Genomic DNA, 22,793 nt, shown 5'->3' on the forward strand with positions numbered 1-22,793 from the left:
AACGGCCCGGAGTACGTCCACGTGGTGCCCCGTCCACGGACCGGGACCGGCTGAACCCGCCGGTTACGCCTGGGTAGGGTTGAAGGATGGACACGTACCGGGCGATGGTGGCGGTGGGCGACTCGTTCACCGAGGGGATGTGCGACGAGGTGCTGCCCGGCGGCGAGTTCCGCGGCTGGGCGGACCGGGTCGCCGAGGTGCTGGCGGCGGAGCAGGACGGCTTCCGGTACGCGAACCTGGCCGTGCGCGGGAAGCTGATCGGGCAGATCCGCGACGAGCAGGTGGGCCTCGCCGCCGCCACGGACGCCGACCTGGTGACGCTCGCGGGCGGCCTGAACGACGTGCTGCGCCCCGGGTGCGACGTCGCCGAGGTGGAGCGGCGGCTCGGCGAGTGCACGGCCGAACTCGTCGCCGAGGGCCGCACCGTGGTGCTGTTCACCTCCACCGACCCGACCCGGCGGATGGCCGGCAGCGCCCGGCTGCTGCCCGCGATCCTGCGGATGAAGGCCTTCGTGGAGCGCACGGTGCGGGACAACCCGGGCCGGGTGGTGCTGGTCGACCTGTTCTCCGCGCCCGCGTTCGACGACCGCCGGCTGTGGGCCGAGGACCGGCTGCACCTGTCGCCCGAGGGCCACCGCCGGGTCGCGCTGGCCGTCCTGGAGGCCCTCGGCCGCCCCGTGGACGAGGACTGGCGGGCCCCGCTGGCCGACCCCGACCCCCGCACCCGCGCCGAGAAGCTCCGCGCGGACGCCCGCTGGCTGCGCACCCACGTCGGTCCCTGGATCGGCCGCCGCCTGCGCGGCCGCTCCTCCGGCGACGGCCGCCCGGCGAAGCGGCCGGAGCTGCTGCCCTACCAGGTGTGACGGGCGGTCGGGGGCGGGCGGTCAGGACAGCCGGACGGTGAGGCCGACGGTGCCCGACCGGCCGCGGCGCAGGCGGCTGCCGAGCAGCAGGATCCGCCCGAGCAGCCCGTACTTGCGGGCCAGCAGCCGCCGGTAGCGCTCGGCGGTGGCGGCGTCGGCGACGGTCGCGGTGGCCGGCAGGCTCTCGCCGGTCGGGTTGCCGCGCACGTCGCACGGCCCGACCAGGACCTCCGCGCACCGCCGGATCCGCTTGACCTTCCAGGAGTCGGCGGCGGTCCACACCCCGAGCGTGTCGCCGTCGCGCACCACCCACACCGGGGTCGGCACGGGGCTGCCGTCCTTGCGGTAACTGGTGATCAGCAGGTAGCTGCCGGCGGCGAGCCGGTCCAGCGCGGTGTCGGCCATGGCCGCGAGTGTACGGCCGGGGCGGGCCGCGCGGCGCGTCAGGCGGTGCGGACCGGGTCGGCGTCCGGCCGCGGGTCGGTGGGGGCCTCGGCGGTGCGGCGGGCGGGGACGGTGGCGTGCCACAGCCGGGCGGCGGACCAGAGGCCGGCGGCCAGCAGGGTCGCGTTGCGGGCCACGATCACCGCCGCGGGCCGCCAGCCGCCGATCATCACCGCGTTGAAGAACAGCGGGTACTCGACGCTGGTGAGGCCGATCGCCGGGATCAGCAGCAGCGCCACCGGCCGCTGGCTGGTGCCCCGCACCGACAGGCAGACCGCGGCCAGCCCGATCAGCCAGATCAGGTACTGCGGGGAGATCACCCGGCTGGTCAGCGTGAACAGCAGCACCGCGCTGAGCGCCGCGTCGTACGGCGTCGCGGCCGACCAGCGGCGGGCCCGCAGCCGCCACAGCAGCAGCCAGCCGAACGCGGCGGCCGTCAGCAGCAGCGACACCTGGGACACCCGCTGGACGTACGGGCCGAGGAACTCCATCGAGCCGTAGTGCTGCTCCACCCGCCCCGGCCAGTCGAACAGCCGGGCCACCTGGAAGAACGTGCCGCCCAGCGACTCGATCTCGACGCCGCGGGCGCGCTGCGCGGGCAGGAAGTCGAGGGCGTGGTCGAACAGCGCGGCCAGCACCAGCAGCAGCGCCAGCGCGGCCCCCGCCGTCGCGGTCCACGCCCGCCGGGTGGCCCGGCCGCGCGGCGTGCCCAGCACCGTCAGCGCCGGCCACACCTTGACCATCGCGCCGATCCCGGCCAGCACCCCGGCCAGCCGCGGCCGGGCCGGCAGCAGCAACAGCGACAGCACCGCCAGCCCCGTCACCGCCAAGTCGTAGCGCCCGTACGGCAGTCCGAGCAGCAGCGGCAGCATCAGCACCCAGAACCAGGCCCCGGCGGTGGAACGCCCCGGCCGCCCCAGCGAGGCCCGCAGCAGCGCGCCCGCCGTCAGCGCGTCGATCACCACCATGATCAGCCAGAACGCCTGCAGGTACGTCAGGAACGGCAGCAGGTGCGGCGCGAGCATCGGCAGCGCCGCGCCCGGCGGGTACTGCCAGGTGACGTCGTTCACCGGGAAGCTGCCGGTGCGCAGCACCTCGGACCAGCCCCGGTACAGCCAGTCCACCTCGACCGCCGACTCGGTCTTCCCGGAGCGGACCAGGGCCACCATCAGCATGCGGCTGCCGAGCCAGTACGCGGCCAGCGCGAGCACCTCACGGGGCCAGGTGGCGGGGCGGGTCCAGCGGATCGGCCGGGCGGGGGCCTGCGCCACCGTGTCCTCCAGTGCGGTCGTGCTACGGGGTCGAGTCGCCGCGGATCGGGGGAGCCGGCCGGGGCCGCGCCGCCGTGCGACCTCTCTCATATCAGACAAATCGGACGGCGATCGGCCCGCTGCGACGCGTGTCCGCCCGCGTCCCCGGAACGCGCCACGCCCCGGCCCGCCACCCGGCCCGCCCGATGAACGTCCGCCGGACCTGCCAGAATGCACGGGCGAGCAAGCGAAACCACCAGAAAGGGTGACCGGCATCGTGACCATGCCCGTCGAACGCAAGATCGCCGAAGAACTTGGCGTCCGCGAGAACCAGGTACAGGCGACCGTGGGCCTGCTCGACGGCGGGGCGACCGTCCCCTTCATCGCCCGGTACCGCAAGGAAGCCACCGGCGCCCTCGACGACACCCAGCTGCGCACCCTGGAGGAGCGCCTGCGCTACCTGCGCGAACTGGAGGAGCGCCGCGCCGCCGTCCTGGAGTCCGTCGAGTCCCAGGGCAAGCTGGACGACACGCTGCGCGCCAAGATCCTCGCCGCCGACTCCAAGGCCCGGCTGGAGGACATCTACCTCCCGTACAAGCCCAAGCGGCGCACCAAGGCCCAGATCGCCCGCGAGGCCGGCCTCGAACCGCTCGCCGACACCCTGCTCGCCGACCCGACCCAGGACCCGGCCGCGCTCGCCGCCCGCTACACGGGCGAGCAGGTCGCCGACACCGCCGCCGCGCTCGACGGCGCCCGCGCCATCCTGGTCGAACGCTTCGGCGAGGACGCCGACCTGGTCGGCTCGCTGCGCGAACGGATGTGGACCCGCGGCCGACTGGTCGCCAAGGTCCGCGACGGCAAGGAGCAGGACGGCGCCAAGTTCGCCGACTACTTCGACTTCGCCGAGCCCTTCACCAAGCTTCCCTCGCACCGGATCCTGGCGATGCTGCGCGGCGAGAAGGAAGAGGCCCTCGACCTCGAACTCTCCCCGTACGACGGCGAGCAGGAGGCCGACCTGCCCGGCGCGAGCGACTACGAGCAGCGGATCTCCGCCCGCTTCGGCATCGCCGACCGCGGCCGCCCCGCCGACAAGTGGCTCACCGACACCGTCCGCTGGGCCTGGCGCACCCGCATCCTGGTCCGCCTCGGCATCGACCTGCGCACCCGGCTGCGCGCCGAGGCCGAGGACGAGGCGGTGCGCGTCTTCGCCGCCAACCTGCGCGACCTGCTGCTCGCCGCCCCCGCCGGCACCCGCGCCACCATGGGCCTCGACCCGGGCTTCCGCACCGGCGTCAAGGTCGCCGTCGTCGACGCCACCGGCAAGGTCGTCGCCCACGAGACGATCTACCCGCACCAGCCCGCCAACAAGTGGGACGCGGCGCTGGCCGTGCTCGCCCGGCTCGCCGCCGAGCACCGGGTGGACCTGGTCGCGATCGGCAACGGCACCGCCTCCCGGGAGACCGACCGGCTCGCCGCCGACCTGATCAAGCGCCACCCCGAGCTCGGCCTCACCAAGGTGATGGTCAGCGAGGCCGGCGCGTCCGTCTACTCCGCCTCCGCGTTCGCCGCCCAGGAACTGCCCGGCCTGGACGTCTCCATCCGCGGCGCGGTCTCCATCGCCCGCCGCCTCCAGGACCCGCTCGCCGAACTCGTCAAGATCGACCCCAAGTCGATCGGCGTCGGCCAGTACCAGCACGACCTGAGCGAACTCAAGCTCTCCCGCTCGCTGGACGCCGTCGTCGAGGACTGCGTCAACGCGGTGGGCGTCGACGTCAACACCGCCTCCGCGCCGCTGCTCACCCGGGTCTCCGGCATCACCGGCACGCTCGCCGACAACATCGTCGCCCACCGCGACGCGAACGGGCCCTTCCGGACCCGGCGCGCGCTCAAGGACGTCTCGCGGCTCGGCCCCAAGGCGTTCGAACAGTGCGCGGGCTTCCTGCGCATCCCCGACGGCGACGACCCGCTGGACGGCTCCGCGGTGCACCCCGAGGCCTACCCCGTGGTGCGGCGGATCCTCGCGGCGACCGGCGGCGAGCTCGGCTCGCTGATCGGCAACGGCGCCGTGCTGCGCTCGCTGCGACCCGGTGACTTCGCGGACGACACCTTCGGCGTGCCGACCGTCACCGACATCCTCGGCGAACTCGACAAGCCCGGCCGCGACCCGCGACCCGCGTTCCAGACCGCCACCTTCAAGGACGGCGTCGAGAAGATCTCCGACCTGGAGGTCGGCATGATCCTGGAGGGCGTGGTCACCAACGTTGCCGCGTTCGGCGCCTTCGTCGACATCGGCGTCCACCAGGACGGCCTGGTGCACGTCTCCGCGCTGTCGAAGAACTTCGTCAAGGACCCGCGCGAGGTCGTCAAGCCCGGCGACATCGTCCGCGCCAAGGTCACCACCGTCGACGTGCAGCGCAAGCGCATCGGCCTCACCCTGCGCCTCGACGACGAGACCCGCCCCGCCCCCCGCGAGAGCGGCCCCCGCCGCGACTCCCGCCCCCCGCGCCAGGACCGCCGCCCCACCACCCCGCCCCCGCCCGCCAACTCCGCCATGGCCGACGCCCTCCGCCGCGCCGGCCTGGGCAAGTAGCGGGCCTTCGCACGACGGCCGGTCCGTGCCGGGGGCCGGCCGTCGTGTGCGGTGCGCGGTGTGGGGTTACCCATGCACGGGGGTGTGCAAGTGGGACAGACGGCGACGTGGTCCGATCGAGGAGGCAACGGTGAGCGCTCAACCGCACGGCCATGCCGGTGCGAGCCCCGAGATCCCCCGCACCCCGGACGGCATCGCGGCCGCGCTGTCGGCGAGCAGGCGCACGCAGTTCCGCGTCGAACTGGGGCGTACGGCCGCCGGTGAGGCGTTCGAACGCCTGCTGGACGTGTGGTGGTGCCGAGCCACCCTGGACCGGCGCGGCGGGCGCGAGGCCCGAACCGCCGCCGCTCGCACCGGTGCACTCCCGCTGGGCTCCTGGGATTCCCTCCGGAGTCGGAGGGGGAACCGGAGGGGATAGGGGTGGACGAGGAGTTCGACGCCGCCGACCTGTGGCCCGTCGAGCCCTCGTTGGAGGTCGAGGAGCTACTGGTCGCCGCGCCGGACTCGCTCTACCACGCCGTGGTGGCCGTGCAGTTGCGCCTCATGCGGGATCCGTGGGACGACGCCAGTGCGCCGATCGGCGACGATCCCCGCACCCGGGACATTCCGCTCGACGGCCACGCCGCCCTCGTCGAGTACGAGATCGTCCCCGGCCCCCATCGCCATGTGCTGCTCACCGCGGTTCAGTGGTGGCACACCGACTTCCGGGACGGAAGTCCGTTCTGACTCAGCCGCCCGCGCGGGATTCGGTGGCGAGGGCGATGAGTTCGGGCCACCAGGGTTCGCGGTGGTGGGCGAGGAGGCGTTGGGCCTCTTCGGGGGTGGTGAGGCGGACTTCGAGGACCTGTTCGCCGTCGGCGGGGTTGGTGGGGGTGGAGTCGACGAGGATCTCGGCCCAGCCCCAGAGCCAGGCCTTGACCGGGTGGGGCTGCCAGGGGCGGTAGGGGGCGGGGCCGTCGGAGACGGCGAGGTGGTGGCCGATCCAGGTCGGGGGGCCGATCAGGCGGGCGCCGGCCTCCTCGCGGAGCTCGCGGGCCAGGCAGGTCTCGATGCTCTCGGCGGCCTCGCGGGTGCCGCCGGGCAGGAACCAGTGGCCGCGCACGTCGCGGCAGAGGGCGACGCGGCCCTCGCTGAAACCCACCAGATGGATGTTGGTGACCAGTTCGTCCGCCGGCAGTTCGGTGGTGAACTGCGCGTCGATGCCGCCCCACTCCCAGCGCTGCGGCGCGTGGAGGGCCGGGAACCTGGCCGCGACCGCGGCTGTGTCGTCTGCTCTGCGTGTCGTGTCCGTCATCGATCGATCGTAGTCCGGACCGGGCGGAACCGGACCCGGAGGGTCAACGAATCGGACGGAACGTCACCCTCCGGTGGCCTGACGTCAATTCACCGCACCGGAAGGTCACTCGTCAGTGGCCTCCCGGTCGCCCGGACGGCCCGTCAGTTCGCGGCCGACCACACCAGCGGGCCGCGGTACAGCAGCACGACGCCGACCGCCCCCGCGAACGCGCCCGGGCGCCGGAGGGTCGATGACCCTCCGGCGCCCGTTCGGCAGTGGCTGTGCTCAGGCGCGGACCAGGTTCTTGCCGGCGTTGCGGGCGGCGTCCAGGGCCTGGGTGTGGTACTCGGCGGCCAGCTCGCGCAGGCTCTCCATCGCCGGGTTGACGGCGGCCAGGGTGAGCTCGCGGCGGACCACGGTCAGGTCGGCGCCCCAGACGTCGCGCAGCACGCGCTCCAGGTACGGGGTGGAGTGGTCCCAGCCCTCGCGCGGGGTGCCGGGGGCGAAGCCGCCGCCGAGCGAGGTGACCAGCAGGACCGGCTTGTTCTCCAGCAGCTGGGCGGTCGGGCCGGCGCCGGCGATGACCACGTCGACCCAGGTCTTGAAGTGCTGCGAGACGCCCCAGTTGTACAGCGGCACGGCGATGATCGCGGCGTCGGCGGCGCGCAGCTCCTCGGCCAGCTCGACGCCGAGCGCGGCGGCGGCGCGCTGCTCGTCGCTCTGCTGCTCGGCGGGGGTGAAGGAGGCGAGGGTGGCGTGCGTCCACACGTCGCCGGGCAGCGGGTCGGCGCCCAGGTGGCGGCGGGTGACGGTGCCCTCGGGGTGGGCGGCGGTCCACTCGGCGTGGGCGACGTCGGCCAGCTCGGAGCTGGTCGAGTTGGGGCCCATGATGCTGGCGTCCAGGCGGAACAGGTTCATGACGGGTCTCCTCGGATTCCGGCCGGCCGTGAGAGCGGCGGACGTGGGGTGGCGGGGCGGGGGCGGGTGCGGGCAGGGCGGTGCCGCATCCGGCCGAACCGGACTTTACCCCGCTTCGACCAAACGGACTTTACCCCGTTTCGCTCGGAAGGTAAATTGGCGGACATGGACGTCCCCTTCGGCAAGCCCCCGGTCGAGCGCGCGGACGCGGCCCGCAACCGCGAGGTCCTGCTCTGCACGGCCCGCGCGATGATCGACGAGGTCGGTGCCGAAAGAGTCACCATGGACTGCCTCGCCGAGCGCGCCGGCCTGGGCAAGGGCACCGTCTTCCGGCGCTTCGGCACCCGGGCGGGCATCTTCCGCGCCCTGCTGGACGCCGAGGAGTACCGCTTCCAGCGGGAGGTGATGGGCGGCGCCCCGCCGCTCGGCCCCGGCGCCGACCCGGTCGACCGGCTGATCGCGTACGGCCGCGCCCGGACCAGGTTCCTGCTGGAGCGGCACGACATCGCGCGCGCCGCGATCGAACGCAAGGGGCCGGTGCCGCCCGGCGGCGGGCCGACGTTCAGCCAGCCGCACATCCGGATGCTGCTCGGCCAGGCCTCGCTCGGCCTGCCCGACCTCGACACCCTCGCCTTCCAGCTCACCTCCGCCCTCGAAGGCCCCCCGCTGCTCCTGCTGGCGATGGAGGCGCCGCCCACCGGGGCGCAGTGCGGCGGCGAGGCGCTGTGCCAGGCGCTCGCCGACAGCTGGCAGAACCTGGTCGAACGGCTCGCCCGCCGCTGAGCCGGTCCGCGCGCGAAAAAAGCGGGGGCGGCCGTCGGCCGCCCCCGCTCCGCGAAACCCCGGTCAGGCCCCCGTCACCCAGATCATCTTGCGGCCGGTCTCCGCGGGCGCGGTGGGCGTCGCCGCCTCGATCCGGTCCAGCGCGTAGCCGAGCTTGCGCGGCACGGCGGCGCTCGCGGCGTTCGCCTCGTCGCAGTGGATCTCCGCCCGGGTGATGCCCGGCAGCGCCAGCGCGGCCCCGGTGAGCGCGCGGGCGGCGGCGGTGGCCAGGCCGCGGCCGGTGTGCTCGCGGTGCACCCAGTAGCCGATCTCCAGCGCGCCCTCGCCGATCCGGCCGTGCAGGCCGAAGCCGCCGATTACGGCGGACGGATCGGCGTCCAGGCCGAGCAGGTACATGAAGTCGGTGCCCTCGTCCCAGACCTGCTCGCCGCGCACCGAGAGCTGCTCGCTCTCCGGCAGCGTCGGCGCGTTGGCCGCCCAGGGCATCCACGGACGCAGGTGGTCGAGGTTGGCGAGCACCGCGGCGTTCAGCCCGGCGGCGTCCGCCAGGCGGCGGCGGCGCAGGTGCGCGCCGCCGTCGAGCGGCAGCAGCTCCGGCGGACGGCCCGCGGTCAGCGGGCGCACGGTGGTGTCAGGAGCGTCGGGGGAGTGACTCATGATCCGGAGTATGGGCCATCCCCGACCGGGCCCACCAGCGGATATTCCGTACCCTCACGGGTCGTTCACCACTGGGGCCGGGGCGGGGTCGCGCACGCCGGAGCGCGCCACCCCGCCGCGCGGCCGTCAGAGCCGCACCAGCACCTCGTCCAGCGGCTTGCGCTCCAGAGCCGGCACCCGGGCGTCGTCCGCCGGGTAGCCCACCGGGATCACGTACGCGGCGCGCTCCTCCTGCGGGCGCTCGCAGATCTCGTTCAGGAAGCGCATCGGGCTCGGCGTGTGCGTCAGCGTGGCCAGGCCCGCCTGGTGCAGCGAGGCCAGCAGCAGGCCGACGGCGATGCCGACGCTCTCCTTGGTGTAGTACGGGCGCGGCGAGTTCGGGCCCTTGTGCACCTCGAACACCACGATCACCGCCGGCGCGTCCTCCAGGAACGGCTTGCGCCAGTCCGTGCCGATCGGGGCCAGCGCCCGCAGCCACTCCTCGGACGCCCGGTGCGAGTAGAACTCCCGCTCCTCCGCCTCGGCGGCCTCCCGCAGCCGCCGCTTGCGCTCCGGATCGGTCACCACCACGAACCGCCACGGCTGCACGTGCGCGCCGCTGGGCGCGGTCGCCGCCGTACGGACCGCCCACTCCAGCACGCCCTCGGGCAGCGGACGGGTCGAGTAGTCGCGGACGGTGCGGCGCTGGGCCATCACCTCGTGGAAGCCGCGGCAGCGATCGGCCGCCTGCTCGGCGGGCACGCTCATCGGACGCAGCGGCACCGTCGGGAAGGACGGCGCCTCGGTGGTGGATGCACTGTCAACCATGGGCGACAGCACAGCACACGGCGCACGCCGAGTGGAAGACCCGGCCTTGCCAGGACTTGCCGATCAGGCCTCGGTGACCCGGCCGTCCGCGACCACCAGCCGCCGGTTCACCTGCACCGTGTCCAGCATCCGCCGGTCGTGGGTGACCAGCAGCAGCGTCCCGGTGTAGGAGGCCAGCGCCGACTCCAACTGCTCGATCGCCGGCAGGTCCAGGTGGTTGGTCGGCTCGTCCAGCACCAGCAGGTTCACCCCGCGGGCCTGCAGCAGCGCCAGCGCCGCCCTGGTCCGCTCGCCCGGCGACAGCGTCGCGGCCGGGCGCAGCACGTGCACCGCCTTCAGGCCGAACTTGGCCAGCAGGGTGCGCACGTCCTCCGGGTTGAGATCCGGCACCGCCGCCGAGAACGCCTCCAGCAGCGGACGCTCGGCGTCCCCGCCGAACAGGTGGCCGCGGGCCTGCTCCACCTCGCCGATCTGCACGCCCGAACCCAGCGCCGCACTGCCCGAGTCCAGCTCCAGCCGGCCCAGCAGCGCCGCCAGCAGCGTCGACTTGCCCGCGCCGTTCGCGCCGGTGATCGCCACCCGGTCCGCCCAGTCGATCTGCAGGTCCACCGGGCCGAACGCGAACTCGCCGCGCGTGACGGCCGCCTGGCGGAGCGTCGCCACCACCGAGCCCGAGCGTGGTGCGGCGGCGATCTCCATCCGCAGCTCCCACTCCTTGCGGGGCTCCTCCACCACGTCCAGCCGCTCGATCATCCGCTGCGTCTGGCGGGCCTTCGCGGCCTGCTTCTCGGTGGACTCGGCACGCTGCGCGCGGGCCTTCTTGTCGTTGTCGCCGCCCTTGCGGCGGGCGTTGCGCACGCCGTGCTCCAGCCAGTTGCGCTGCATCTGGGCGCGCGCCTCCAGCCCGGCCTTGGTGTCCGCGTACTCCTCGTACTGCTCGCGGGCGTGCCGGCGGGAGATCGCCCGCTCCTCCAGGTACGACTCGTAGCCGCCGCCGTACACGTTCACCTGGTGCTGGTGCAGGTCGAGTTCGAGCACCCTGGTCACCGTGCGGGCCAGGAACTCGCGGTCGTGGCTGATCAGCACGGTGCCCGCGCGCAGGCCCTTGACGAACGCCTCCAGGCGCTCCAGGCCGTCCAGGTCGAGATCGTTGGTGGGCTCGTCCAGCAGGAACACGTCGTAGCGGGACAGCAGCAGCGAGGCCAGGCCCGCGCGGGCCGCCTGGCCGCCGGACAGCGCCGTCATCGGCAGGTCCAGCGACACCTTCAGGCCCAGCTGGTCGGCGACCTCCTCGGCGCGCTCCTCCAGGTCCGCGCCGCCCAGGTCCAGCCAGCGGTCCAGGCTCGCGGCGTAGGCGTCGTCCGCGCCCGGGCGGCCCTCCACCAGGCCCTCGGTGGCCTCGTCCAGCGCGGCCTGGGCCGCCGCGACGCCGGTGCGGCGGGCCAGGAAGTCGCGCACCGACTCGCCCTCGCGGCGCTCCGGCTCCTGCGGCAGGTGCCCGACGTTCGCGGTGGGCGGGCTCAGCTTCAGGCTGCCGCCCTCCGGGGCGTCCAGCCCGGCCAGCAGCCGCAGCAGCGTGGACTTGCCCGCGCCGTTCACCCCGACCAGGCCGATCACGTCCCCGGGGGCGACGACCAGGTCGAGCCCGGCGAACAGCGTGCGCTCGCCGTGGCCGGCGGCGAGGTCCTTGACGACGAGAGTGGCAGTCATGATGAGTCGATTTTAGACGGCGGGCGAGGCGTCTTTTCGTCGGTCCGGCCCGCCCTGCCGCCGGCATCAGCCCCGGGCGGCCGGGGGCAGGCCCAACGCGCGCACCAGGTGGTCGAGTTCGGCCCGGAAGAGCTTGTCGGGCGAGAGCGTCTGGGCGCGCAGGTGGCCGTAGATCTCCAGCGAGACCGGGCCGTGCAGGTGGCCCCAGATCCGCAGCGCCAGGGCCACCCCGGCGGGCGGCAGGGCGGGGAACGCCGGGCGGACCTTGTCGAGCAGGCCGGGGTCGAAGTCGTCCCAGTCGAACCCGCCGTCCCCGTGGGCGGGTTCGGCGCTGCTCCAGGCGGCGTCCGCGAGCGCGGCGATGCCGACGCAGACCCGGCGGGCGGCGTCCGGCGCGGCGCCGCCGACCGGGGCCCGGTAGCCGGGGACGGGGTCGCCGTAGATCAGCCGGAAGCCCTCGGGGTGGGCCAGCGCCCAGCCGCGGAAGGCGTGCGCCCAGGCCTTGATCCGCTCCGCCGGGGCGTCCTGCGCGGAGCCGGCCCAGGCGGCGTCGACGGCGTCGGCGAGCTCGGTGTAGACGTCCGCGACGAGGGCGCTGACCAGGTCGTCGCGGGTGGCGAAGTAGCCGTAGATGGCGTTGGCGGTCATGCCCATCTCGCGGGCGATCGCCCGCAGGGTGATCGCGTCGGGGCCGCCCGATCCCATCAACTCCAGTGCGGTGCGCTTGATTTCGGCGGTCGTCTCGACGCGCAGTCGCTCGCGTCGTCCGGTGCTTCGAGTGGCTGCCACGGGCTCACGCTACAGCGTCACCGCTCTGATTGCCGTGCGGAAACTTCACGGCGTACAGTTTTCGCACGGCGTGAAGTCGATCGGCCCGCGCCGTCCATCCGCCATGACCACGCATGACCAAGGGGAGAACCATGCACATCGGCGTCATCGGAGCCACCGGCACCATCGGCAGCCGGGTCGTCACCGAGGCCCTCGGGCGCGGACACCGCGTGACGGCGTCCAGCCGGGACGCCTCCGCCGTCACCGACCGGCGGGAGAACCTGCACTGGGCGAGCGTCGACGTCCTGGACGCCGCGAGCATCGCCGCCGTGCTGCCCGGCGTGGACGTCCTGATCAGCGCCTTCCAGCCCGGCAACGCGGCGAAGGACTTCACCGACACCGTCCGGCGCTCGATCGCGGACCCGGGCGTCTACGCGAGCGCCGCCCGGGCCCTGCTCACCGCCCTGGAACGGCAGCCCCGCACCCGGCTGATCGTCATCGGCGGCGCGGGCAGCCTGGAGATCGAGCCGGGCGTCGTCCGCGCCGACCACGACGAGCTGATCCACGCGTCGCTCGACGAACTCGGCCTGCCCCGCGAGTACGCCGCCGCCGTGCGCGGCCACCGCGACGCACTGAACGTGCTGCGCACCTCGAACCGGCTCTGGACCTACTTCAGCCCCGCCGAGCAGATCGCCCCCGGCGAGCGGACCGGCCGCTTCCGCACCGGCGGCGACCAGCCCGTGCTGGACGCGGACGGCCGCAGCCGGATCTCGGCGGAGGACGCCGCGGTCGCGCTGGTGGACGAGGCGGAGCTGCCGCGCTTCGTCCAGCGGCGGTTCACTGTCGGCTACTGAGCCGGCTGCCGGACCCGCGGGCGCAGCGGCTCCGTCGGTCCGGCGGGCGGTCGGTGCGGCTAGGACGCGCGGCCGTTCAGGTCGGTGATGGTGGCGCCGAGGTCGCACCAGACGGTGGAGGTGCCGCCGGTCTCCACCCGGTTCCCGTAGTGGGTGTAGTTGCCGTAGCCGGGCTTGTAGCAGGTGGCGACGGCGACGAAGGCCCCTCCGGTGCACCGGAGGGAGGCGCCGGCGTGGCCGCCGCTGCCGGTGAAGTACTGCCGGTTGCCGCAGGACAGCGAGGCCGCGCCGGCGTCGGCCGAGGAGAAGCCGATCAGGCCCGCGGCGGCCAGGACGCCTGCGGCGAGAGTCGTCGCGGTGATCCGAGTGCGCATTGCCACCTCCGTGTTGGCGACCGTCCGGTCGAGTGCGCACCACGCTAGGGACGCCGGTGCCGTTCGCACCACGGCGCGTTCCCGGTGGCGGTTGGCTCCCCGCGCTCGCCGCGGCGGCGGGCGGGCGGCACACGCCGGTCCGTGCCTCGGCCCGTCCCCGTTCCCGGGGCGGGACTTAATTCCGTTGCGCGGGCGCGGAGGCGGTGCGTACGCTCGGAGGCGTCACATTCCCGCATGTCTGGAGAAGGCCGTTGCTTGTCTGAGGTCATGAGACACCGCGCCACGCCACACCCGTGTTGTTCCCGGGTTCCTCGGCGTGCGGGCGCGCGTGCGGCCTCGGCTGGGCAGCGATCCATGGCTCCCGTGCGGGAATTCGTGTTCCCGTGACGGCCCTTCCCGCTCCCGCGTCCTCGGTGTCTCCCCGTGTTGTCCCCTTTTCCACGGCAACTGACGGAGGCCCTCTATGGCGCAACCCACCACCTCGATCCTCTGCACCGACCTCGGCTTCGAATGGCCCGACGGCCGCAGCGTGCTGAGCGGTTTCCACCTCGCGGTCGGTCCCGGCCGCACCGGGCTGGTCGGCCTGAACGGCGCCGGCAAGTCCACGCTGCTGCGGCTGATCGCCGGCGAGCTCACCCCGGCCTCCGGCACCGTCCGGATCGCGGGCGAACTCGCCTACCTGCCACAGGACCTGACGGTCGCCGCCGACCAGCGGGTGGACGAGACGCTCGGCATCCGCGCGCAGCGCGAGGCCCTGCACGCCATCGAGTCGGGAGACGTCGACGAGCGGCACTTCGCCGTCATCGGCGACGACTGGGACGTCGAGGAGCGCGCCCGCGCCACCCTCGACCGCCTCGGCCTGACGGGGCTGCACCTCGACCGCACCACCGGCGAACTCTCCGGCGGCCAGGCCGTCCTGCTGCACCTCGCCGCGCTGCTGCTGCGCCGCCCCGACGTGCTGCTGCTCGACGAGCCGACCAACAACCTGGACGCCCGGGCCAGGGCCCGGCTGTACGACGCGGTGGCGGCCTTCCCGGGCGTGCTGCTGCTGGTCAGCCACGACCGGGAGCTGCTGGAGCGGGTCGACCAGATCGCCGACCTTCGGGACGGCGAAGTCACCTGGTACGGCGGCAACTTCAGCGCCTACCAGGAGTCCCTGGCGGCCGAGCAGGAGGCCGCGGAGCGGACGGTCCGCAACGCCGAGGCCGACGTGAAGCGGCAGAAGCGGGATCTGGTCGAGGCCACCCAGCGGCTTGCCAAGTCCGCGGCCTACGGCAAGGCCCGCTCGGTGCGGCGCAACGACCCCAAGGCCCTCGCCGACAAGCTCCAGGGCAAGGGCGAGGAGACCGCCGGCCGGCTGCGCGGCATGCACACCGAACGCCTCAACGAGGCCAAGGAGCGCCTCGCCGTCGCCGAGGAGGCGGTCCGGGACGACGCGGAGATCCGCATCGACCTGCCCCGTACCGCCGTCCCCGCCGGGCGCGAGGTGCTGCTGCTCGAACGCGTCCGGTTGGCCTACGGCGGCGTGGTCGACCTGGATCTGCGCGGCCCCGAGCGGATCGCGCTGATCGGCCCCAACGGCTCCGGCAAGACCACGCTGCTGCGCACCGTCGCGGGCGAACTCGCCCCCGCCGAGGGCATGATCACCACGCCGGTGCCCATGCGGTACCTGCCGCAGCGCCTCGACGTGCTGGACGACGGAGCCACCGTCTTCCGGAACGTCAAGGCGCACGCCCCGGCCGCCACGGACAACGACGTCCGGGCGCGGCTGGCCCGGTTCCTGTTCCGCGGGGCGCGGGCCGATCAGATGGCCGGCACGCTGTCCGGCGGCGAGCGCTTCCGGGCGACGCTGGCGGCGCTGCTGCTGGCCGACCCGCCGCCGCAGCTGCTGCTGCTCGACGAGCCGACCAACAATCTGGATCTGGCCAGCGTCCGCCAGCTCACCCAGGCCCTCGCGGGCTACCGGGGCGCGCTGGTCGTCGCCAGCCACGACTACCCGTTCCTGCGGGAGATCGGCATCACCCGCTGGCTGGAGTGGGACGGGGGTGAGCTCCACGCGGTGGATCCGCGCTGAGCCGCCGCCCGGGGCGTCAGGCCTTGGTGACGGTCAGGTCGTCGCACCAGCCGTAGCCGCTGCCGCTGCGCGCATAGCAGTAGATGCGCGCGGTGGTGGTGGTCGGGCCGGTGGTGAAGACGGCCGAGCCCTGGCTCCAGGCGGTGGTGGTGAACGCCGCCCGGTTGCTGGAGCCCGCGCTGTCGTACTCCTTGGCGCCGAGGGACAGTTCGGTGCCGGCGGCCGACACCCGGCCCCAGCCGGTCAGCCGGTAGGTGGTGCCCGGCTGCACGGCGATGACCTGCTCGGCGGCGGCCTGCGCCGGGCCGACCCGGACGGCGGCGGCGCCGCTGTGCGCACCCGCGGTGTCCAGCTGCACGCCGCCGTAGTACGTCCACGGGGCGAGCGTCCCGGCCTCGAAGCCGCCGTTGCGGACGGGGTCGGGCGCGGTGCAGGCGGTGTCGTCGAAGGCGCCGGCCTGCTGGAAGCCGATGTCGGGGCGGCACAGCTGCGGCACCGGGGCGCCGAAGAAGTCCTGCCCGCCATTGGCGGGGACGACGGCGCCGGCGCCCCGGGCCGGGGAGGCCGGGCCCAGCTTGTAGTCGGCCGGGTCGGCGCCGCCCGGCGCGGCGAGCTGCGGGTCGGCCGTCAGCTTGCGGGCGTCGGCCGGCTCGTTGGCGGGGTGGCCGCCCCAGAAGGCGTTGGCGTCCCAGCTGAAGTCGCCTGGCTTGTAGGCGTTGCCGCCGAAGCCGGTGTAGCCGCCGCTGCCCAGGTTGTAGAACAGGTTGCCGCTCAGCGCGGTGGTCGAGGTGCCCGAGCCCTGCTGGACGATCGCGGTGGTCGAACCGGCCGGCAGGTACACGGTGTTGTTGTACATCCGGGCGTTCTTCTCGCCGACGGCGAACAGCCAGCGGCTCTGGTCGGCCCGGCTCAGGTTGTCGCGCACCACGGTGCCGGTCGAGGACGAGCCGGAGCCGCAGGCACCGCAGAACAGCATGAAGCCGCCCTGGTTGTCGTGGCTGTAGTTGTACTGGAACAGCGCCCCGGTGTTGCCGTAGTCCGAGTCGAAGGCCATGCCGTCGTTGTTGTCGGCGAGCCGGCGCACGTGGTGCACCTCGTTGTACTGGACGGTCGTGAAGTCCGAATTGATGGTCCAGATGCCGGCGTTCGAGCCCATCGGGCGCATCGCCAGGTCGAAGGCGGTGTTGTGCTCGACCAGCGCGTGGTCGGCGGCCCGCACCACGATGCCGTCGCCGCCGGTGTCCTGGATCGTGTTGCCGCGGAACACCAGGCGGGTGCTGGCCCGCCAGTTGCTGGTGGTGCCGCAGCCGTCGCCGGTGCCGTAGCTGGGCCGGCACATCCAGGTCGAGCGGTTGGTCAGCCCCTCCCGGTCGACGTGCGCGATCTGCGAGTTCTGCACCACCACGTCGTCGAAGTTGGTCGGCCTGGCGGTGCCCGACACCCGGAACTGGATGCCGTTGGACCACTTGGTGGCGTCGCCGTTGACGTCGTGCACGTACACGTCGTCCACCAGGTAGTGGGTGCCGACGCCGCTCGGCAGGTCGGCGATCTCCACCAGCAGGCCGTTGCGCTCCCGCTTGGTGGCGGCGGTGTCCCGGTAGGTGATCTCCAGGTCGCGGATCTCCCACTGCTCCACGTTGAACAGGTGGACGGCCGCGTTCTGACTGCTCGCCGGATCGCCGGCCACCACCGGGCGGGCGGTGCCGGTACCGTAGCCCGCCAGAGTGATCGGCGCGCCCGCCGTGCCGGAGCCCTGCGGTTGCAGGGTGCCGGTGCAGGTCGCGCCGCGCTTGAGCAACAACTGGTCGCCGGGCTGGAAGAGGTGCGCGTTGGCGGAGGCGAGGCTGTTCCACGGGGCGGCCTGGCTGCCGGAGCCGTCGGAGGCGGCCGAGCAGTCCAGGTACCACGCGGTGCCGGTGGCCGTGCCGCTCGCCGCCGCCGGAAGCGCGGGGGTCAGCAGGGTGGCGGCGGCCAACGCCAGAGGCAGGGCACGCCGAAGGGAACGGTGCAGGAGCATCGAGGGGACTCCCGAGAATGGAGGGTCGGATGGGGCGCCCGATCCCGCACCGTAGGTTGACCATGTGATCGAGTCAATAACTTCAGACCTTTCGATCGAATGCCGATCGAATGATAAAAATTGATCGACAGGGGTGGCGTCGACCGCCGTCCCGCCAGCCACCGCGGCCCGACCGGGACCGCGGCCCGCACCAGGAGAGGACGCCATGACCGTCACGGCAGACGAACGCCGGGCACGGATCCTGCAGGTCGTGCGCGACCTCGGCACCGTCCGCGTGGTCGACCTGGCCACCCGCCTCGGCATCCCCGCGGTCACCGTCCGTCGGGACGTCGCCGCCCTCGCCGACGCCGGCGAACTCGCCCGCTCGCACGGCTCCGTCGCCCTCCCCGACAGCGGCCCGAACGCCCGCCCCGGCCGCCACGACCGGGTCATCGGCATGCTCGTCCCCACCGTCGGCTCCTACTTCGACGAAGTGATCGCCGGCGCCCGCGCCGCCGCCGCCACCGCCGGCGCCCGCCTGGTCCTCGGCATCGCCGCCTACGAGGCCCGCGACGACCGCGCCCAGGTCGAGCGGCTGCTCGAATCCGGCGTCGACGGCCTGCTGCTCACCCCCAACTGGCAGCCCGGCGACCCGCCGCACCAGCCCGGCCACCACCACTGGCTGGCCGAACTCCCCGTCCCCGCCGTCCTGGTGGAACGCAAGGCCGACCCGGGCAGCGCCGCCGCCGAACTCGACGCCGTCGGATCCGACCACCGCCACGGCGTCCTGCTCGCCCTGCGCCACCTCGCCGCCCTCGGCCACGACACCGTGCTGCTCGCCGCCCGCGCCGACACCTGGACGGCCCACCAGGTCCGCACCGGCTACGCCGAAGCCGCCCCCCTGCTCGGCCTGCGCACCCGCCCCGTCATCGACATGCACCGCCCCGGCTCCCCGGCCGGCGTCCCCGACGCCGAGTGGGTCGCCCAGCAGATCGCCGAAGCCACCGCCGACGGCGTCCGCGCCGTCCTGGTCCACAACGACCAGGACGCCATCCAGATCCCGCCGCTGCTGCGCACCCGCGGCCTGCGCGTCCCCGAGGACGTCGCCCTGATCTCCTACGACGACGTCTTCGCCGCCCTCGCCGCACCGCCGCTCACCGCCGTCGCCCCGCCCAAGAAGTCCGTCGGCGCCGCCGCCCTCGAACTCCTGCTGCGCCGCCTCGACGGCGAGAGCGGCCTCCCCGCCTCCCACGTCGAACTGCTCCCCACCCTCAAGGTCCGCACCTCCTGCGGAGGCGACGGCGTGGCCTAGCGCGGCGGGTCGGCCAGGCCGAAGAGCGGGAGGCAGGGCGCGAGGCCGTCGATCGTGACGGCGGTGGCGCGGCGGGCCTCCCAGTCCGCGCGGCTCAGCCGGTACCGGAGCGACGTCACCCGGCGGCCGCGCACCACCACGTGCTCGATGCCGTCCGGCCGGTAGCCGTGCTTGCGGGAGACGGCGGATGAGGCGGGGTTGTCCGCGAACGCGGCCGAGACCGCCTCGTCGGCGCCCAGCCCCGCGAAGGCCAGGTGCAGGACGGCCGCGCGCATCTCCGTGCCGATGCCCCGCCCCTGATGCGCCGCGCCGAGCCACGACCCGGTGCTCACCTGCCGCAGCACGCCGAAGTTCCGGGCGGCGACGGTCTGCAGGCCCACCACCTGGCCGTCCGCGAGCACGGTGAGGTTGAGCGCCCAGTCGTCCGGCGACCACGCGCCGAGCCGCCGCCAGTGGTGCTGCACCACCGAGCGGGCCCGCTCGGCGGGCGGCAGGTCCGTCCACGGGACCACGAACGGCATGCGGTCCGGCTCGTGGACGCCGTCCGCCGCGAGTGCCGCCAGCGCGGCCAACTCCTCGTCCCCGGGCAGCCGGAGCTCCAGCCGGGGCGTCCTCAGGCGCAGGCCCAGCACGGGCCAGTGATCGATCAGCATGCGTCATTGTGCTGCCTGCCGGCGGCTTCGGGCAGGTGGTTTTCGGGCCCGGCGGGTGGGTCCGACTGTCGGCGTGACCTGCTGGGATGTCGGCATGACTGTTGAGCGGGTCGCCGAGGCGCTGCCCGGGATCGCCGAGCTCCGGGTAGGCGGGCGGGGCCGGGTCAGCGGGGGGCCGGGGCGACGGCGCCGACGTTGCTGACCCAGACGAGGAAGGGCGGGATCCCGGGGTCGGGCTGTTCGGTGTCCGTCGGGTCTGGGGAGTCGGAGAGGGTGACGATGCCGGGCCGGTCGTCGGCGAGGAACTCCTCGACGATCGGGTCGAGCCGGTCGGTGGGCAGGTAGGCGCCGCCGAAGGGCAGTTCCTCGGGCGGTACGGAGCCGGTCGAGCAGCGGAGTTGGCCGGCCACCTCGTCGTGCCAGACGTAGAAGGTCGCGACGCCAGGGAAGGCCAGGTCGCGGACGCGGTCGCGGAGGGCCGAGGCGGTCCGTTCGAAGGCGGCCACCACCTCGGCGGTGGACAGCGACGTCCTGTCCTCGACGTCGGTGCTCAGCCACCAGGTGTTGGTCTCCCACTCCAGCGGCGGGTCGTCCGGGTCCAGCACCAGGGGTTCGTCGGCCAGTTCGGCGATGAAGGTCAGCAGCACCGGCTCATTGTCGCAGCGGGCGTTCAGGGCGTGAGCAGGCCGGACAGGTAGGTGCGGCCGGTGGGGAGCAGGGGGGCGAAGGGGGCGGCGGCGGGGTGCCAGGGGGCCTCGTACTCCCAGGAGATCCAGGTGTCGGGGGCGAGCGGGGCGAGGCAGGCGGCGAGGGGGAGGACGCCCGCGCCGAGCGGGAGGGGGGTGAGGTCGTCGCGGGAGGCGACGTCCTTGACCTGGACGTAGCCGAGGCGCGGAGCGAGCAGGCGGTGGGTGTCGGCGGGGGTCTCGTCGGCCAGCCAGGTGTGCATGACGTCCCAGAGGGCGCCGACGCAGGGGTGCGGGGCGGCGGCGAGGAGGGCGGCGAGGGCCGCGCCGGAGCGGTGCGAGTCGTGCGTCTCGACCAGCATCGTGACGCCCAAGTCGCTTGCGGTGTCGGCGAGTTGCAGCAGGCGTCGGGCGGCGACGCGGGTGCCCTCGGTGGTGTCGGCGCCGCCGCGCGGGAAGACCCGGACGTAGGGGGCGCCGAGGTCGGCGGCGAGGTGCAGGTGGGCCAGCAGGTCGGCGAGGACGGGGGCGTCCGGTCCGGGTCCGGCGACGCCGACGTAGGACGCGACGGTGAGCGGGGTGACGGCGGCCGCGCCGAACCGGCGGGCGGTGGCGCGGCGTTCGGCGGAGGTCAGCCCGGTGTGGACGGGTTCGCCGGGGGAGGCGCGCAGTTCGAGGCCCTGCCAGCCGTGCTCGGCGGCGAGGGCGAGGACGGCGTCCAGGGGGTGCCCGGGGAGGCCGAGGGTGGAGAAGGCGAGCGGCACGAAGGGTCCTTTGCGGTGCCCCCGCGCCCCTGCGGAGCGGGCGGAGGGGGCGAGGGGCGGGTGAGTCAGGCGGCGGGCGGGAAGGCGAAGTCGGTGCGGGTGCCGTCCGGCCAGGTGACGGTGCCGGCCCCGTCGGCGAGGGCGAAGGCGAGGGACGCGAGCGGGGGCAGCGCACCCGGGTCGGCGGTGAGGCGGGCGGCGCTGGCGAGCAGCGCGGTGGGCGTGGTGAGGGTGCCGTGCAGGTGGGGGGTGGTCGCGGTGGGGCCGAACGCGGTGCCGTCGGTGGTGGTGGCGGTGGCGGTGCTCCAGCCGCGCAGGCCGCGCAGTTCGGTGCGCAGGCGGTCGTCGCCGGTGACCGTCGCGTGCGCGCCGGAGGCGGCGACGGAGGCGCGGACGCCGGCGGCGGGGTCGGCGCCGGTGACGGCCCAGCCGCCCTCGCGGACGGTGGTGCCGCGGATCGCGCCGTGCACCAGGTGGATCCGGACTTCGTCGGGGCCGTGGGCGAGGGTGAGGGAGGTGACGGTGACCCCGGGCAGGGCGGCCCCGTCCAGGCGGGGCCGGTGCGCGGACGCGGCCCAGCCGGCGGCGCCGAGGCGGCCCGCGCCGAGCGGGGTGATCGGGCCGCGCTCGGTGGGCGCGCCGTCGAACACGAGCGCGAAGTGGTTGTCGCCGGCGGTGGTGTCGGGGCCGGTGCGGGTGGAGTGGGCGAGCCGGGAGTAGAGCGGGTTGTCGGCGACGGGGGCGTCGGCGGGCTGGTCGTCGCTGCCGTGGTTGTGCAGGCGCACCAGGCCGTCGGCGGCGGTGGACTGGACGAGCCAGCCGGGGGCGGGCAGCGGGGTGACGGCGTCGGCGCTCTCGGCGGGGGAGGGGGCCTCGGGGGCGGTCCACACGGGGTGGTCGGGCGGCAGCAGCAGGCCGAGGAAGCCGCCGGACGCCCAGTAGGGGGAGGCGGGCCCGGAGTAGGGCTGGACGATCGGCGGGTAGGGGCCGTGCCAGCCGAGGGTGAGCAGGCCGTGCTCGTCGAGGGCGCCGCGGTCGAGGAAGTAGCGCAGCGCGCCGGAGGCGATGCGACGGGTGGCGCCGGGGTCGAGCGGGGTGGTGCCGAGCAGCGCGCCGGCCCACAGCGGGCCGGCGGCGGCGAACCGGTAGCTGAGCGAGCGTCCCTGGTGGACGGGTGCGCCGTTGCGGTCGAACAGCCGGGAGTAGTCGGCGAGGTAGGCGTGCAGCCGGCTCCCGTAGCGGGCGGTCAGGGCGGGGTCGGCGGCGAGGTGGGCGTGCAGCGCGGGGTAGAGGTGCAGGGCCCAGCCGTTGTAGTGGTCGATGGCGCGGGGGCGGCCGTCGGTGTACCAGCCGTCGCCGAGGTACCAGCGGTCGATGCGTTCGAGGCCGCGGTCGACGGCGGCGTTCGCGGCCCCGGTGTCGATGCCGACCTCGGCGAGGAAGCCGCCGACGGTGAACGGGAACAGCCACCAGTTGTTGTCGACGGGCTGCCGGTGCAGGGCCTGGGCGAGCCAGGCGCCGGCGCGTTCCCGGACGGAGGAGTCGAGGCGGTCCCAGAGCCAGCGGCGGGTCAGGCGCAGGCCGATGGCGACCGAGGCGGCCTCCACCATGGCCTGGCCGCGGTCGGTGACGGCGAGCCAGGAGGTGAGGTCGCCGTCGGTGAGCGCGCGTTCGTCGGTGGGGGTGCGGGTGCCGGCGGCGAGGCCCTCGGCGTAGCGCTCCAGCAGGCCGGTGGGGTCGTCGCCGTCGGCGCCGGCCACCCGGATCGCGGCGAGCAGGAAGGTCCGGGCGTAGCCCTCCAGGCCGTCCGAGCGGGGGCCGGACCAGCTGGGGCGGGTGCCGGGGAGGTTGATCAGGGCGTTGGCCGGGCCGGCGTAGGGGCGGACGGCGGCCAGCAGCCGGTCCGCGGCGGCCTCCCAGTGGGCCCGGGTCCAGCCGGTGTGCGGGCTGAGCGCGCGGTCCTCCGGGGGGAGGGGGAGCGGGTGCGGCATGGCGGCCTCGGTTCCTGTGGGGT

At 74.5% G+C, this 22,793-nt stretch carries 21 protein-coding genes; 7 read left to right on the top strand and 14 right to left on the bottom strand.

The window, feature by feature from the left end; all coding sequences use genetic code 11:
• Positions 1–86 precede the first annotated feature (86 nt).
• Positions 87–863 (top strand): SGNH/GDSL hydrolase family protein, encoded by a 777-nt coding sequence (locus tag ACWEMJ_RS22150; protein ID WP_452138815.1) that lies wholly within the window; start codon positions 87–89, stop codon positions 861–863.
• A 21-nt stretch (positions 864–884) separates the two neighbouring features.
• Here ACWEMJ_RS22150 and ACWEMJ_RS22155 read toward each other — a convergent pair whose 3' ends face one another.
• Positions 885–1,268, bottom strand: a complete 384-nt coding sequence (locus ACWEMJ_RS22155) for a PPOX class F420-dependent oxidoreductase (RefSeq protein ID WP_452138816.1) — start codon at positions 1,266–1,268, stop codon at positions 885–887.
• A gap of 38 nt (positions 1,269–1,306) precedes the next feature.
• On the bottom strand, positions 1,307–2,578 hold the full coding sequence (locus ACWEMJ_RS22160) for a glycosyltransferase 87 family protein (RefSeq protein ID WP_452138817.1): 1,272 nt from the start codon (positions 2,576–2,578) through the stop codon (positions 1,307–1,309).
• A 262-nt stretch (positions 2,579–2,840) separates the two neighbouring features.
• Here ACWEMJ_RS22160 and ACWEMJ_RS22165 point away from each other — a divergent pair, with 262 nt between their 5' ends.
• A complete protein-coding gene (locus ACWEMJ_RS22165) occupies positions 2,841–5,147 on the top strand; it encodes a Tex family protein (RefSeq protein ID WP_452138856.1) in 2,307 nt (768 codons plus the stop codon).
• Positions 5,148–5,567: 420 nt separating this feature from the next.
• Positions 5,568–5,873 (top strand): hypothetical protein, encoded by a 306-nt coding sequence (locus ACWEMJ_RS22170; RefSeq protein WP_452138818.1) that lies wholly within the window; start codon positions 5,568–5,570, stop codon positions 5,871–5,873.
• Position 5,874: 1 nt separating this feature from the next.
• Here the strand turns inward: ACWEMJ_RS22170 and ACWEMJ_RS22175 are convergent, their stop codons facing one another.
• Complete coding sequence (locus ACWEMJ_RS22175; RefSeq protein ID WP_452138819.1) at positions 5,875–6,441, bottom strand: NUDIX domain-containing protein; 567 nt, start codon at positions 6,439–6,441, stop codon at positions 5,875–5,877.
• A gap of 267 nt (positions 6,442–6,708) precedes the next feature.
• On the bottom strand, positions 6,709–7,341 hold the full coding sequence (locus ACWEMJ_RS22180; RefSeq protein WP_452138820.1) for an FMN-dependent NADH-azoreductase: 633 nt from the start codon (positions 7,339–7,341) through the stop codon (positions 6,709–6,711).
• Positions 7,342–7,506: 165 nt separating this feature from the next.
• Between ACWEMJ_RS22180 and ACWEMJ_RS22185 the strand changes: the two genes are divergently transcribed.
• Positions 7,507–8,124 (top strand): TetR/AcrR family transcriptional regulator, encoded by a 618-nt coding sequence (locus ACWEMJ_RS22185; RefSeq protein ID WP_452138821.1) that lies wholly within the window; start codon positions 7,507–7,509, stop codon positions 8,122–8,124.
• 63 nt (positions 8,125–8,187) lie between these two features.
• On the opposite strand, the gene ACWEMJ_RS22190 is transcribed toward ACWEMJ_RS22185, so the two are convergent.
• From ACWEMJ_RS22190 to ACWEMJ_RS22205, 4 genes are all read right to left on the bottom strand, one after another.
• Positions 8,188–8,781: a GNAT family N-acetyltransferase gene (locus tag ACWEMJ_RS22190; RefSeq protein WP_452138822.1), complete on the bottom strand. Its 594-nt coding sequence runs from the start codon at positions 8,779–8,781 to the stop codon at positions 8,188–8,190.
• Between the two features lie 126 nt (positions 8,782–8,907).
• Positions 8,908–9,588, bottom strand: coding sequence for a nitroreductase family protein (locus tag ACWEMJ_RS22195; protein ID WP_452138823.1), 681 nt, complete (start codon positions 9,586–9,588; stop codon positions 8,908–8,910).
• 63 nt (positions 9,589–9,651) lie between these two features.
• Positions 9,652–11,298, bottom strand: coding sequence for an ABC-F family ATP-binding cassette domain-containing protein (locus ACWEMJ_RS22200; RefSeq protein ID WP_452138824.1), 1,647 nt, complete (start codon positions 11,296–11,298; stop codon positions 9,652–9,654).
• Between the two features lie 66 nt (positions 11,299–11,364).
• Entirely contained in the window at positions 11,365–12,087 is a 723-nt protein-coding gene (locus ACWEMJ_RS22205; protein ID WP_452138825.1) for a TetR/AcrR family transcriptional regulator, read from the bottom strand.
• A gap of 113 nt (positions 12,088–12,200) precedes the next feature.
• Here ACWEMJ_RS22205 and ACWEMJ_RS22210 point away from each other — a divergent pair, with 113 nt between their 5' ends.
• Entirely contained in the window at positions 12,201–12,920 is a 720-nt protein-coding gene (locus tag ACWEMJ_RS22210) for an NAD(P)-dependent oxidoreductase (protein WP_452138826.1), read from the top strand.
• Between the two features lie 59 nt (positions 12,921–12,979).
• Here the strand turns inward: ACWEMJ_RS22210 and ACWEMJ_RS22215 are convergent, their stop codons facing one another.
• A complete protein-coding gene (locus ACWEMJ_RS22215) occupies positions 12,980–13,294 on the bottom strand; it encodes a hypothetical protein (protein ID WP_452138827.1) in 315 nt (104 codons plus the stop codon).
• Between the two features lie 463 nt (positions 13,295–13,757).
• Here ACWEMJ_RS22215 and ACWEMJ_RS22220 point away from each other — a divergent pair, with 463 nt between their 5' ends.
• The gene (locus ACWEMJ_RS22220; RefSeq protein ID WP_452138828.1) at positions 13,758–15,368 is read left to right on the top strand and encodes an ABC-F family ATP-binding cassette domain-containing protein; all 1,611 of its coding nucleotides are present in this window, start codon (positions 13,758–13,760) and stop codon (positions 15,366–15,368) included.
• A gap of 16 nt (positions 15,369–15,384) precedes the next feature.
• Here ACWEMJ_RS22220 and ACWEMJ_RS22225 read toward each other — a convergent pair whose 3' ends face one another.
• A complete protein-coding gene (locus tag ACWEMJ_RS22225) occupies positions 15,385–17,385 on the bottom strand; it encodes a carbohydrate binding domain-containing protein (RefSeq protein WP_452138829.1) in 2,001 nt (666 codons plus the stop codon).
• Positions 17,386–17,590: 205 nt separating this feature from the next.
• Here ACWEMJ_RS22225 and ACWEMJ_RS22230 point away from each other — a divergent pair, with 205 nt between their 5' ends.
• Positions 17,591–18,676 (top strand): substrate-binding domain-containing protein, encoded by a 1,086-nt coding sequence (locus ACWEMJ_RS22230; protein WP_452138830.1) that lies wholly within the window; start codon positions 17,591–17,593, stop codon positions 18,674–18,676.
• On the opposite strand, the gene ACWEMJ_RS22235 is transcribed toward ACWEMJ_RS22230, so the two are convergent.
• The 4 genes from ACWEMJ_RS22235 to ACWEMJ_RS22250 all read right to left on the bottom strand — a co-directional run bounded on the left by ACWEMJ_RS22235 (position 18,673) and on the right by ACWEMJ_RS22250 (position 22,770).
• Complete coding sequence (locus tag ACWEMJ_RS22235) at positions 18,673–19,329, bottom strand: GNAT family N-acetyltransferase (protein ID WP_452138831.1); 657 nt, start codon at positions 19,327–19,329, stop codon at positions 18,673–18,675. The two genes, ACWEMJ_RS22230 and ACWEMJ_RS22235, sit on opposite strands and share 4 nt — an antisense overlap.
• Positions 19,330–19,493: 164 nt before the next feature.
• Positions 19,494–19,976, bottom strand: coding sequence for a hypothetical protein (locus tag ACWEMJ_RS22240; protein ID WP_452138832.1), 483 nt, complete (start codon positions 19,974–19,976; stop codon positions 19,494–19,496).
• 23 nt (positions 19,977–19,999) lie between these two features.
• The gene (locus ACWEMJ_RS22245) at positions 20,000–20,779 is read right to left on the bottom strand and encodes a sugar phosphate isomerase/epimerase family protein (RefSeq protein WP_452138833.1); all 780 of its coding nucleotides are present in this window, start codon (positions 20,777–20,779) and stop codon (positions 20,000–20,002) included.
• A 65-nt stretch (positions 20,780–20,844) separates the two neighbouring features.
• Positions 20,845–22,770 (bottom strand): DUF2264 domain-containing protein, encoded by a 1,926-nt coding sequence (locus tag ACWEMJ_RS22250; protein ID WP_452138834.1) that lies wholly within the window; start codon positions 22,768–22,770, stop codon positions 20,845–20,847.
• Between the last annotated feature and the right edge of the window lie 23 nt (positions 22,771–22,793).

The organism is Kitasatospora sp. NPDC004531, assembly GCF_053602195.1.

Excerpts from the sequence above, each read along its gene's own strand:
- ACWEMJ_RS22250 (WP_452138834.1), bottom strand. The coding sequence starts at position 22,770 with ATGCCGCACCCGCTCCCCCTCCCCCCGGAGGACCGCGCGCTCAGCCCG.
- ACWEMJ_RS22180 (WP_452138820.1), bottom strand. The coding sequence starts at position 7,341 with ATGAACCTGTTCCGCCTGGACGCCAGCATCATGGGCCCCAACTCGACC.
- ACWEMJ_RS22185 (WP_452138821.1), top strand. The coding sequence starts at position 7,507 with ATGGACGTCCCCTTCGGCAAGCCCCCGGTCGAGCGCGCGGACGCGGCC.
- ACWEMJ_RS22195 (WP_452138823.1), bottom strand. The coding sequence starts at position 9,588 with ATGGTTGACAGTGCATCCACCACCGAGGCGCCGTCCTTCCCGACGGTG.
- ACWEMJ_RS22165 (WP_452138856.1), top strand. The coding sequence starts at position 2,841 with ATGCCCGTCGAACGCAAGATCGCCGAAGAACTTGGCGTCCGCGAGAAC.
- ACWEMJ_RS22210 (WP_452138826.1), top strand. The coding sequence starts at position 12,201 with ATGACCAAGGGGAGAACCATGCACATCGGCGTCATCGGAGCCACCGGC.
- ACWEMJ_RS22155 (WP_452138816.1), bottom strand. The coding sequence starts at position 1,268 with ATGGCCGACACCGCGCTGGACCGGCTCGCCGCCGGCAGCTACCTGCTG.
- ACWEMJ_RS22235 (WP_452138831.1), bottom strand. The coding sequence starts at position 19,329 with ATGCTGATCGATCACTGGCCCGTGCTGGGCCTGCGCCTGAGGACGCCC.
- ACWEMJ_RS22200 (WP_452138824.1), bottom strand. The coding sequence starts at position 11,298 with ATGACTGCCACTCTCGTCGTCAAGGACCTCGCCGCCGGCCACGGCGAG.
- ACWEMJ_RS22175 (WP_452138819.1), bottom strand. The coding sequence starts at position 6,441 with ATGACGGACACGACACGCAGAGCAGACGACACAGCCGCGGTCGCGGCC.
- ACWEMJ_RS22230 (WP_452138830.1), top strand. The coding sequence starts at position 17,591 with ATGACCGTCACGGCAGACGAACGCCGGGCACGGATCCTGCAGGTCGTG.
- ACWEMJ_RS22220 (WP_452138828.1), top strand. The coding sequence starts at position 13,758 with ATGGCGCAACCCACCACCTCGATCCTCTGCACCGACCTCGGCTTCGAA.
- ACWEMJ_RS22215 (WP_452138827.1), bottom strand. The coding sequence starts at position 13,294 with ATGCGCACTCGGATCACCGCGACGACTCTCGCCGCAGGCGTCCTGGCC.
- ACWEMJ_RS22225 (WP_452138829.1), bottom strand. The coding sequence starts at position 17,385 with ATGCTCCTGCACCGTTCCCTTCGGCGTGCCCTGCCTCTGGCGTTGGCC.
- ACWEMJ_RS22150 (WP_452138815.1), top strand. The coding sequence starts at position 87 with ATGGACACGTACCGGGCGATGGTGGCGGTGGGCGACTCGTTCACCGAG.
- ACWEMJ_RS22190 (WP_452138822.1), bottom strand. The coding sequence starts at position 8,781 with ATGAGTCACTCCCCCGACGCTCCTGACACCACCGTGCGCCCGCTGACC.